This is a genomic window from Imperialibacter sp., from assembly GCF_040222815.1.
GTDB lineage: Bacteria > Bacteroidota > Bacteroidia > Cytophagales > Cyclobacteriaceae > Imperialibacter.
On the sequence record NZ_JAVKCH010000013.1, the window covers coordinates 310181 to 321899 of the forward strand.

The 11719-nt window shown below is 46.8% G+C and carries 10 protein-coding genes; 4 read left to right on the forward strand and 6 right to left on the reverse strand.

Translation table 11 applies throughout. The annotated features are described in order from the left end of the window. Nucleotides 1–10 precede the first annotated feature (10 nt). The 4 genes from RIF36_RS04295 to RIF36_RS04310 all read right to left on the reverse strand — a co-directional run bounded on the left by RIF36_RS04295 (nt 11) and on the right by RIF36_RS04310 (nt 5253). Nucleotides 11–3040 (reverse strand): M43 family zinc metalloprotease, encoded by a 3030-nt coding sequence (locus RIF36_RS04295; protein ID WP_350119574.1) that lies wholly within the window; start codon nt 3038–3040, stop codon nt 11–13. A gap of 57 nt (nt 3041–3097) precedes the next feature. Beyond that, nucleotides 3098–3364, reverse strand: coding sequence for a NifU family protein (locus RIF36_RS04300; RefSeq protein WP_350071962.1), 267 nt, complete (start codon nt 3362–3364; stop codon nt 3098–3100). A 3-nt stretch (nt 3365–3367) separates the two neighbouring features. Further along, nucleotides 3368–4465, reverse strand: a complete 1098-nt coding sequence (locus RIF36_RS04305) for an Mrp/NBP35 family ATP-binding protein (protein WP_350119571.1) — start codon at nt 4463–4465, stop codon at nt 3368–3370. 128 nt (nt 4466–4593) lie between these two features. Then, nucleotides 4594–5253, reverse strand: coding sequence for a DUF6962 family protein (locus RIF36_RS04310; RefSeq protein ID WP_350119568.1), 660 nt, complete (start codon nt 5251–5253; stop codon nt 4594–4596). A gap of 159 nt (nt 5254–5412) precedes the next feature. Between RIF36_RS04310 and dnaG the strand changes: the two genes are divergently transcribed. The 4 genes from dnaG to surE all read left to right on the forward strand — a co-directional run bounded on the left by dnaG (nt 5413) and on the right by surE (nt 10163). Beyond that, nucleotides 5413–7377: a DNA primase gene (gene dnaG, locus RIF36_RS04315; protein ID WP_350119565.1), complete on the forward strand. Its 1965-nt coding sequence runs from the start codon at nt 5413–5415 to the stop codon at nt 7375–7377. A gap of 117 nt (nt 7378–7494) precedes the next feature. Beyond that, entirely contained in the window at nt 7495–8715 is a 1221-nt protein-coding gene (locus RIF36_RS04320; RefSeq protein WP_151997152.1) for a bifunctional 3,4-dihydroxy-2-butanone-4-phosphate synthase/GTP cyclohydrolase II, read from the forward strand. Between the two features lie 86 nt (nt 8716–8801). Further along, nucleotides 8802–9380, forward strand: coding sequence for a hypothetical protein (locus RIF36_RS04325; protein WP_350071971.1), 579 nt, complete (start codon nt 8802–8804; stop codon nt 9378–9380). 6 nt (nt 9381–9386) lie between these two features. Beyond that, entirely contained in the window at nt 9387–10163 is a 777-nt protein-coding gene (gene surE, locus RIF36_RS04330; protein WP_317489990.1) for a 5'/3'-nucleotidase SurE, read from the forward strand. Here the strand turns inward: surE and RIF36_RS04335 are convergent. Next, nucleotides 10160–10990, reverse strand: coding sequence for a DUF6048 family protein (locus RIF36_RS04335; protein WP_350071973.1), 831 nt, complete (start codon nt 10988–10990; stop codon nt 10160–10162). The two genes, surE and RIF36_RS04335, sit on opposite strands and share 4 nt — an antisense overlap. Beyond that, nucleotides 10977–11717 (reverse strand): hypothetical protein, encoded by a 741-nt coding sequence (locus tag RIF36_RS04340; RefSeq protein ID WP_350071975.1) that lies wholly within the window; start codon nt 11715–11717, stop codon nt 10977–10979. Before RIF36_RS04340 ends, RIF36_RS04335 begins: the two co-directional genes overlap by 14 nt. Nucleotides 11718–11719: the final 2 nt, after the last annotated feature.

Sequence of the window (11719 nt, forward strand, 5' to 3'; positions counted from 1 at the left end):
GGAACGATTTTCAATGCCTGATAATGACTCTTTGGGCAGTTACCTTGTCCTTCGTTATCGCTTGTATCAGGTACATGCCATTGGCTTCGTTTACTGTGGTTAGCTCATAAATTTGGTTCAAGGTGTTGGGGTACTCTTTTTCAAAATATACCCGGCCTCTTACATCCTGCATTCTCAGTGTCACAGTTTGCCTCTCAGCCAGGCTAAAGGCCACATTAATTACTTCTTTCGCAGGGTTAGGAAAGAGCCTGATCAAATCTTCGACGGGAAAAACAGGTGTAGGCTCTCCGGATAGATAAAACTCGATGTCGTCCAAATACATGTTGTTGCCGTTGCCATTGGTGCCTACAATCGCCACCACAACACTGCTGTGTCCTGCATAGGCTGACAAGTCGATGGTTTCCCTTTTCCAGTCGTCGGAAGTTGAGGGGGCCCAAAATTCTTCAGATTCGGTAATGGCGAGGTCACTGCCACGCTTGTCGTACACCACATCTCTGAAATTGATCCCGCAGTCCACGGATACCATCACCCTTAATCGCTCTGAACGGTTTTCCCTTTTGGCATAAGAAAGCTTGAAAGACATTGATGCTTCATCCACCTCGTCAAGATCCAGCACTTTCGTGGCCAACCAAAACTCATCACCGAGCACAGTCAGGTCGTACGAAGTCATTCGGGCTACTTTGTTTCCCTGGCTGAGACTTTCATCACTTTGGATTTGCCAGGTACGTCCATCGGTGTTCGTAATTCTGTGCAAAAGAGTTTCTTCGATGCCCCTGTTCGAAGCAAATGTTTCTCTGAATGGGATAACGTCAGTAGCAGTTTTTACATGAAACAGCTGGGAGAAGCTGTTGTCGGATGTTCGTTGGTCGGTGTTGCCATTTGGTTGGTCGAGGGCCAATTCAAGCTTATATGTACCATCTTCCAGGGCGTCAATCTCCAATGGCACGTTGATCGTTTGGCCGGTATTAATGAAGATATTGTTAACCTGCAATTCCCTTGAGTTGTTGTTAATTGTGTAAGAAAGTGAAAAGCTGGTGATGGGTTCCTTGCCAAAATTCTTGACCTCGACCGTTGGCACCGGCTGGTTGATACAGGAAATAAAAGCGAGATCAGTTACTTCACTAATGCCAATATCGTAGTCGGCCAGGTTATTACTCGATATTTTCAGGTCGTCAAGAAACAGATTGTTACCGAGGCCATTTTGCCCGATAAAGGCGAGTTGTATCCTGTCGGCTCCTTTGAAGTTGTTAAGTGCGATAAACGCTTTTTTCCATTCGGCTGGGCCGGAAGGAATAAATGCTTGTCCGGGTTCTACATAGGTGGTGGCCAGGTCTTCGCCAAATCTTTGGAACACAATATCTTCATACTCGAAAGTGGCGCCGCAGTCGGTCGACACCGCCACCAGCAGACCGTCGGAATTATTGATGCCGTCGTGCCCATAGGCGTAGTCGAAATCGATGGTGAGCGATGGGTATTTTGTTAAGTCTATTATTGGAGACAGGAGCATTTCCCAATCGCCAAATTGTGTCGAGTCAGCACTGAAGTAGGCAAACTCCATGGCCAGGTTGGTGGCCAAAGCCTTCGGCGCCAGCGTGATGGCTGCAAAGGGCTGATCGGGGTTGTCGGCCTTCATGACCAATTGAGAACCGTTCTCTTCAAAGGTTTCCAGCATCGGCAGCGAAATCAGCCTTTGATAGCTGGCGTCTACCGACACCTTGTTGTTGCTGGCATTGTTGTCTAGTGCCTGGTTGACGCTGACGACTTCAAAGGAAGTGGTATATAAACCACCTTCATCGAGTAACACTTCATCGAACGTGACGGTGTAGGCAGCCAGGGGGGCTAGGTTGGTGGAGATTGTTCTTGAATCCCACTCCAGTCCGTTGATAACAGCGCTAACTTCAAATTGTGTGATGATGCTGGTGCCATAGTTTCTCACTACTATCTCTGGCATAAACCTGGCGGAGCAGATGCCGCCTACCGGATTAATGATCGTTTTTATGCCCAAATCATTGGCCACAAGCGTTGGCGCCACCAGCGCTTCAGATCCTATGAGACTCCTCCTTCTGGGGCTAAATTCCAGCACCGTTCTCATCCTCTCTTTTTGATCCTTTGTGAAAATGTTCATGCACTTATCGGGGCTGTAGTCCATATAATTTTCAATCATGTCGGTAGACCCACAGCTCGCCTTTGATAGCTCGCAGCTGCCTGATGAACTAGCCCTGTCTGCCGCTGGAGTATCGGAACAGTAATCGTCTGATCCACAGCCGCCGTCGCCCCAAATATGCCGAAGTCCTAGGTAATGTCCTATTTCGTGGGTTGCTGTTCGTCCAGTAGAAAACTCCTTTGCATTGAAGCCCTGGCCAAAATACTCATAGTCAATAGTGACGCCGTCCGGCAGGAATTTATTAGCAATGTTGGGCTTAAGGCCGATCAGGTCTGATACCGGGAACTGCGCAAACCCTAACAAGCCCGATTTAAGGTTGGTTACCCATATATTGAGATATTTGTCGGGCGGCCAATAGCTAACCTTCTGAAGCAAGTCTTCTTCGCCTATGGCGTAAGAGTCTTTGCCGGCACGAGCCCTTACAATGCCGCTAGTGGGCATGCCCTCAGGGTCTCTTTTGGCTAACGCAAATTCTATAAGTGCGTCAGCTCCCACAGCCTTAAAAATCTCTCTTGTATCGGTCGTGTCTGAGTTTAATCTACGGAAGTCCTGATTGAGTAACTCAATTTGAGACAATACCTGCTCCAGCGGAATGTTCGATCCTTCGCCATAGGTCTCGCCCTGATGCAGTATGTGTATCACTACGGGTATGGTGTAAACGGCTTCAGCAGTTCTCCCATTACTCAGCCGAAGCTTACGCTCAGCTTTTTTTGTTTGAACCCACGATTCAAACTCTTTGACAGATTCTCCAATGATTGGTCTGTATTTTTCTTCCAGCTGGACGGTGCCGCACTTTTCCTGTGAAAAGGCTTGGTGGCTAACGCATAAAAAAATGCAAACAGCAAAGTCTAAAAAAAGGTATAACCTCCTGCTCATTGAGTATGTTAAAAAACGTGGATGAGAGGTAACGAGGTAATGCTAAAAATTATTTCGTCAAACCACAGCCACATTCACGGCTTCCACTTTGCTTATTTCCGGAACAGCTCTTTTAATAGCCTCTTCTACGCCGGCTTTCAGCGTCATGGCCGACATCGGGCACGATCCGCAGTTGCCGAGTAACTCAAGCTTTGCCACATTTCCTTCGTCAACGCTTAGTAGTTTGACATTTCCACCATCAGCCTCCAGATAAGGTCTGATTGAATCAAGCGCACTTTCTATGCGCCCCATCAAAGCTATATATTCAGGTGTGTCAGCAATCATTTCTTAAACATTAACTTCAACTACTTTCGTTTTTTCTTTGGCGGCATTTCTCATTGCCACCTGCTGAGCCACAGCTTGCGCAATACTATTAAAAGCATCAGCCGTTACTCCGTCTTTCATTACTGCAGGGTATCCACTGTCACCAGACTCTCTGATCGATTGCACCAGCGGCACTTCGCCAAGGAAAGGTACATTATTTTTCTCAGCGAAGAGCTTACCCCCATTTTGGCCAAACAAATAGTATTTATTGTTCGGAAGTTCCTCAGGAGTAAAGTACGACATATTTTCAATGATTCCCAGCACGGGCACATTGATCTGAGGCTGCTTAAACATGGAGTATGCCTTTTGAGCATCAGCCAGGGCTACTTTCTGAGGGGTAGTCACTACCACCGCACCAGTAACGGGCACAGTTTGCACAAGGGTCAGGTGTATATCGCTTGTTCCGGGGGGGAGATCAATTAAAAGGTAGTCGAGCTCTCCCCATTCTGTGTCACCAATAAATTGCTTCAGCGCCGAGCTGGCCATTGGGCCCCGCCACACCACCGCATTGTCGGGAGGGGTAAGAAAACCTATCGATATCAGCTTGACGCCATATTGTTCTATCGGTAAAATTACATTCTTTCCATTTTTTTCGATGATGCCGGGCTGCTCATGTTCGCAGTTGAACATAGTAGGGATGCTAGGCCCGAAAATGTCCGCATCAATAATACCTACGCTGGCACCGCTTCTAGAAAGCGCTACGGCTAGATTGGAAGTTACAGTGGATTTACCTACCCCGCCCTTCCCTGAAGAAATAGCGATGATGTTTTTTACGCCGGGTAACAGGGGCGCATTGTCTCTGATAGAAGTAACGTTGGAGGTCATCAAAATAGAAAGCTCCACAGCCTCTCCGAAGTCAGCATAGATCACGTCCTCACACTGACTCCTGATGAGCTCCTTCAACGGACAGGCCGGTGTGGTAAGCTCTACAGCGAAGCTGATTTTAGCGTCACCTACTTCCAGGTTTTTGATCATTCCAAGGGTCACCAGATCTTTCTTCAAATCTGGGTCGTCCACCTTGCTCAACGACTTTAATACTTGTTCTTTACTGATTTGGGACATGTAGAAAATGGCTGTTCTGATGCAAAACTGATGCAAATTAATGCTTATACCAGCATGTAACAATGAGAAGAACGATAAAGTTGGGAAAGCTCAAAGTTTATTGAGCGCATGGGGCTTTCAGAGGCCTTTCAATTAGCCTGAGGTGATTTCAAATCAAATTTCTGAAGGGCCACCAGAAAAAAACTCATACCGGCAAGCATAATAAGATGAGCGAAATCGTCCCTGTTGAACCATGGGTGGATGTTGATGTCGAACCCGTGAACAAAAGCGGCGGAGCTAAGAACAAGTATGCCAACAGGAAAATATACCAGTTCTTTATATTTCCGGCTAAGTAAATAACCCCCTAGGCCCACAATAAGGGTAAGACCAATAATTGAGTTGTTCTTGGTCCACGAAAAGTCAAAGGAGACGAAGGCCATGCCGGCCAGCATGATGATCATTTTCAAAAGGGAAAACAGCCGTAGTCTCTTTTTCCAAACCTCTTTTTCGGCGGGGATAAAGGCGTAAATGCCTCTTTCGGCAAAGTAGACTGACAAGATGCCGGTTGTCCAGGGAAGTATTTTTCCGGTGAGTCCCCAGTAGTGGAAAAGCCCGTGGCCAAGTCCGCCGAAAAATCCTGAAATGCCAAGGATGAGGAAGAACAAACTCCAGTTTTTGAATGGGGGAGAGGTGTTTTTACGCAGCTTAAAATACGCCATCACACCAAAAATGGTAATCAGCCAGTTCCACACAATCGCCATAGGCTCCATAATGATCAGGCCGCCCCATTCTACAGTAATCTTCTCCATCCGGGCAAAAGTAGTATCTTTTTCAAAATAGGTTTTCACCCTCTTTGATAAACGGAGCAATGCCTTTTACCTGAAAGTATCGCCAGATAAGGATTGATGATCAACTTTGGGCGTAGTGGTTTTACCGGAGTCGGATTTACTTCGTAACTTCGTTGCCCCATGCGCATCAGCGACCACATCATATCAGAAATACAATCCCGGATGGACATCCAGGAGGTGGTGTCCGACTATGTTTCGCTGAAGAAAAAGGGCCAGAACTTTTGGGCCTGCTGCCCCTTTCATGATGAGAAGTCGCCGAGCTTTTCCGTGGCTCCCAACAAGGGCATTTATAAGTGCTTTGGATGCGGAAAAGGTGGCGATGCTATTTCTTTCATCATGGATATTGAAGGTCTGGGGTATGTGGAAGCGCTCAAGCACCTGGCCAATAAATATGGCATTGAGGTAGAAGAAGAGGAGGCTACACCCGATCAGATCAAAGAATTCAATGAAAAAGAAAGCCTGCTGATTTTACTCGACCACGCCAAAGGCTACTACAAGCAGCTTTTGTGGGAAGACGATGAAGGGCAGGCCATTGGTTTAAGCTATTTCAAAGAAAGAGGTTTTTCGGACGAAACCATCAAGGCGTTCGACCTCGGCTACAGCCACGACAAGTGGGACGGCTTCATGAAGTATGCCTCCAAAAATGGCTTCACTGAAGAAATGATGGAAAAGGCTGGCCTGGTGCTGGCTAAAGAAGACGGAAAAAAATACGACCGCTTCCGGGGTAGGGTCATGTTTCCAATTCATAATCCGTCGGGCAAGGTTATAGGTTTCGGTGCCAGAATACTCAAAAAGGCGGAGAACCAGCCCAAATACATTAACTCCCCCGAGTCGCCGGTTTACCATAAAAGCAACGTCCTTTTTGGGATGTTCCAGGCCAAGCAGGCCATTCGAAACGAGGACAATTGTTATCTGGTGGAAGGCTATACCGACGTTATTTCGATGCACCAGGCGGGTGTTAAGAATGTAGTGGCATCTTCGGGCACCTCCCTGACACGTGAGCATATCAAACTCATGAGTCGCTTTACTCAGAATGTCACTACCCTTTTTGATGGTGACGTTGCGGGTATCAAAGCGAGCATGAGAGGCATTGATATGCTGCTGGAAGAAGGGCTCAATGTAAGGGCTGTCGTTTTCCCCCAGGGAGAAGACCCGGATAGTTATTCTCAGCAGCTGGGCGCTTCTGCGTTCAAGGCTTTTCTTGAAAAGAACAGTGAAGATTTTATTGCCTTTAAAACCCATCTCTACCTTAAGGATGCCGGCAGCGATCCCATAAAAAAGGCAGGCACCATTCGTGAGATTGTGGGTAGTATAGCCAAAATACCTGATGCTATCAAAAGGTTGGTTTTTGCGAGAGAATGCAGCCAGCTAATGGACATGGACGAGGCTGTCATCGTGGCCGAGATGAACAAAATGCTCATCGAACAAGGGCAGCAGCAGCAAAAGGAAAGGGAGCGGCAGCAAACCCGGCAGCGGCTGGAGCTGGACAACTCCGGTTCTGCATCTGAGAGCTCATCCGATGCGACCATTTCAACGCTGGAAAGGCCGGAGGTTAATCCAAAAATGATTCAGGAGAGAGAAAGCTTGAGGCTTTTGCTCAACTACGGCCAATTTGTGATAAAAGGAACTGAGGAAGTAGATCAACTGCTTGCCGACTACTTTCTGCATGAGACAGATGAGGTGCATTTCAGTCACCCTGTGTATGCGCAAATCCTCGATATGTTTAAGAACAAGCTGGTGGATGGCGAAGTGATAGATGCGGACTATGTTTTGAAGCATGGCACCGAATTAATGAAAAAAGAGGTGATCGATTTGATTACTGAGCGACATGAAGTGAGCCATCATTGGACTGAGAAATATGACATCAAAGTAAACAGTGAAAGAAACGACCTGAAAGGCGCTACCTATGCCAATATTGTCAGGCTTAAGCTTCGGACAGTCAGGGGGGTGATCAAAGAGAATCTTGACAAATTGAAAACTGCGGAAACTGAGGCCGAGCAGGTGGAGATAATGGAGCACCATGAGGCGCTTAAAAAGGTGGAAATGGGTTTAGCTGGAATCCTTGGTGTTGTCACTGTTGGCTAAGGCCCGGCAGAGGTTCTGATTTGCCAGTATGCATATTTAAATGAACCTTTGCGAAATATTTTTGATTTTAAGAGTGTTAAAAAATTAGCAGACACCCCGAAGGGTGCAATTAGCCCGATGCAAGAAAATATAGAACTCGATAAAATAGAGGACGCCATTGAGGCGATAAAAAGAGGTGAGATCATCATCGTTGTAGACGACGAAGACAGAGAAAACGAAGGCGATTTTATATGTGCTGCTGAAACTGTCACCCCTGAAATCATCAATTTCATGGCTACCCACGGCAGAGGCCTTATTTGCGTGCCATTGGTGGAGGAGCGATGCGAAGAACTGGGGCTGGAACTGATGGTTGGCAAAAACACAGCGCTTCACGAAACGCCATTTACTGTGTCGGTAGACCTGAGAGGCAGGGGAGTAACCACAGGCATTTCCGCCAAAGACAGGTCGGTGACTATTCAGGCGCTGGTTGACCCAAAGGCTCAGCCGGAAGAATTTGGTAAACCCGGTCACATTTTTCCCCTAAAAGCTAAGAAAGGTGGCGTACTGCGCCGTTCAGGTCACACAGAAGCAGCGATTGATTTTGCCAGAATGGCGGGGCTTTACCCTGCTGGAGTGCTGGTTGAGATTATGAATGAGGATGGCTCAATGGCCCGCCTGCCAGACCTTAAAAAAGTAGCCGAAAGGTTCAACCTCAAACTTGTCTCTATCAAAGACCTGATCACTTATCGTCTTGAGAAGGAGTCTCTGATAGAAAAACTGGTGGATGTGAAGATGCCCACAGAATATGGTACCTTTCAGCTTCATGCGTATAAGCAGAAAAACACAGGCGAGCAGCATCTGGCACTCGTAAAGGGAGCCTGGGAGCCAGGTGAGCCAGTCCTGGTAAGGGTACACTCTTCCTGTGTTACGGGCGATATATTTGGCTCTCACAGGTGTGATTGCGGCGAGCAGCTGCATAATGCCATGACAATGGTGGAGAAGGAGGGCAAAGGTGTTGTGTTGTATATGAACCAGGAAGGCCGTGGTATAGGACTGGAAGCGAAACTAAGGGCCTACAAGCTTCAGGAGGAAGGGATGGATACCGTGGAAGCTAACCTTCATTTGGGGTATAAAATGGATGAAAGAGATTATGGCGTGGGTGCACAGATACTACGAGATCTTGGCATCAGTAAATTACGTTTGATCACGAACAACCCCAAGAAAAGAGCAGGTTTGCTGGGATATGGCCTGGAAATTGTAGACAACCTGGCAATTGAGGTGGCTCCTAATGAGTTTAATGAAAAGTACCTCACAACCAAACGTGATAAAATGGGTCATTTGATTTTGAAAGAGAAATAGTGGTTCGTTTTGCTTTGGAAATGTAATATTGTAGTATGTGGAGGATGGGAAAGTACTCGTTTTTTTTATTTTTTTTATTTTCTCTTTTGATCAATAGTTCAGCCTATGCTCAGTATTTTCCTTCAGAGTATTGGCACGACGGCTGGATAGTGAATGATGATGCTGACACCCTGAGAGGGGAGATCAAATACGACCTGCCGAACGACTTGGTGCAAGTAAGAAACCGGGATCGGATCAATACTTTCTCAAGCCGCAAAATTGTCTTCATAGAATTTTACGACAAGACAACCGAAAACTACAGGCAGTTTTATTCGCTGCCTTATGCAGTGAATTACGACTACAAGGTGCCGATGCTTTTCGAACTGTTGTACGAGGGCGAGCTGTCTTTGCTGACCAGAGAGGCGATAATTCAGGAAACTGTGCCGTCTGTTCAAAGCTATTCTTTTAGCGGCTATAACCAAACTAGGCAAAGGCTTGACTATAGTTTCTACTTTCTTGACAAAAAAGGCAATATAAGACTGTATAACGGGAAGAAGCCCGAGCTTCAGGATGCTATGCGTGACCGATGGTCGGAAGTAAAGCCCTTCATGAAAAAGAATCGTTTATCGCCAGATAAAATCAGAGATCTTGTGCGTATCGTGGCGTTCTACAACTCAGTGAAATAATCGACAATGGCAAAGAAGAAACCACTTATACTCGTCTCCAACGACGATGGAATAACCAGTCGTGGCATCAGGAAACTGGTGGAGCTGATGAAAACACTCGGTGAGGTAATTGTGGTAGCACCCGACAGCCCACAATCAGGGATGGGGCATGCTATCACCATCGGCGACACATTGAGGCTGGATACGGACGATATTTTTGGCGATGTAAAGGCTTATAAATGCAGCGGCACACCAGCCGACTGCGTGAAAATAGGTAAGCACTATATATTGAAAGACATCCGGCCCGATCTGGTTGTAAGTGGCATCAATCATGGAAGCAACACTTCCATCAGCGTACTTTATTCCGGCACTATGTCGGCGGCTATAGAGGCTGCCATGGAGGGTTTGCCAGCTATCGGGTTCTCGCTATGTGATTATTCACAGGAAGCAGATTTTTCTCATGTGGACGAATTCATTCTAAAAATAGCAAAGCAGGCCCTTGAAAAAGGTATTCCGAAGGGAGTGGCGTTGAATGTAAATATCCCGCCAAAAAGAAACGAGGCGATAAAGGGCATCAAAATGTGCCGTCAGGCAAATGCTAAATGGCAAGAAGAGTTCGATTTGCGCCACGATCCCTATGGTCGTCAGTATTTCTGGATGGCAGGCAACTTTGTGAACTTCGACAAGGGCGAGGACAACGACGAATGGGCCATTGCTAACAATTACATCTCCATAGTGCCTTGCCAGTACGACCTGACCGCCCATCATGCGTTACCCATCCTTAACGACGAATGGGACTTCTAGTCTTCTGATTCAGGCACCACTACCACAGGAGGGTGGAAGAAATTGAGCTTATACTTCAAAAACAGGTTCACAGCGGGGACTCCGCTACCAACCGTTTTCCCGTAGCCTGGCACAATGAGTACGTCCGGATCGCCTGGGTTATCAGTATTGATCAAATGCCGGTAAGATGCCCTGAACCCCAGCCAGAAATTGCCTCTGAAGTTTCCTTCCGATTGAATGGAAAGTTCCAGCCAGTTTGCCTTAAGACCACCACGGGCGAAAGCTCTTTCGTAAGGTTCAAATAAACCTGAGGCACTTTCGATGGTGGTCACGCCTGAATCTTCAAAAGACGCCATGCCATATTGAGCCCCAAGCAGTAATTTATTTTTAGGGTTGATGGCTAATTGGTAGAACAGGCCAGGTTTTATGTATGTGCCGGTGGCGTTGTAGTCGGAGTTTTTGTAGGCTCCCGTTGGGTTGATACTGCCATAGCCATAGCTGATGCTGCCGACATACCTGTTTTCAAATACTGCCTGTACGCCGCCCTCGGCTTTGCTTTCGAAAGGGGTGGGCAATGTAAGCAGCTTTCCATAGTCGAGAAGGAGGTGCAGCTCCGTCAGAAACGGATAGTCGGTGGTATCCTTTACCTTCGCAGGTTTCATTTCCGCCTCCTCATCGTTTTCTTCCTCAATGGCGGGAAGCTCCGGTTTGGCGGTCTTGGTTGTATCAGCCAGGCCATCTGGATTCACCCGTGTTCTTGGTGGTTTTGGCCTGCCAATATCCTGCCCGTAAGCCGATAAGCTCAATAGCGTAAACAGCGAGAATATGGCGACTTTAGAAATAGACATTGACGGTGGTTTTTGTGCTTAAGCAAGGGTCAGGTAAAGCTTTGCAGTATACTTTCACACTGTCAAATGAAAACTTGTCGTCGGTTCTTTCTATGTTGGTGCCAATAAGCCTGGTGTAGCTCTTGGCTGTAAGGTCTTCAACAAACGAATAAGTAAGCTCCATACTATCCACTTTGCCTGCAATTTCAAAGTAATACACTTGACTGGATGCATTCATGTTTAGTGGCAGACTGAAGGTGTTGGCACTATCTGAATACGAAACTTTGTTGCCATTGGCTGTGATGCTACTGATCAAAATTGTGCCTTTGTTAATAGCTGCCGCTGTTTTGGTGAGCGGTGTCTTTGCTGCGGCAAGGGCGGCTTGTTCTGTGGTAATCTCCGTTTGCCTGGCCCTGGCCTCTGCGATCGCTGCCTGCACTGAATCTCTTTCCGGTATCAAATCATTGTTACCTTCAGTAATTTGCTTGTTGAGGGAAGTTAGCGAGGTGTTGAGTGCCGAAAGCTGAGTAGTAAGGGCTGTCTTTTCCGCAGTTAAATGTTTCACAGCAGTGTCGATTGCTGCAATTGCCGAATTAATTTTTTGCAGACTGTCAATGTTGAAAAACCTGACTTTTACCGCTGGCTCTTTTTCGTAAGGTTCTACCTCGCCAAGACAAGACCACAGCAAGGTGCCTGTCAACAGGAAAAGAAGAATTTGTAAATAGTCTATTTTTTTGCCCAACTTCATAG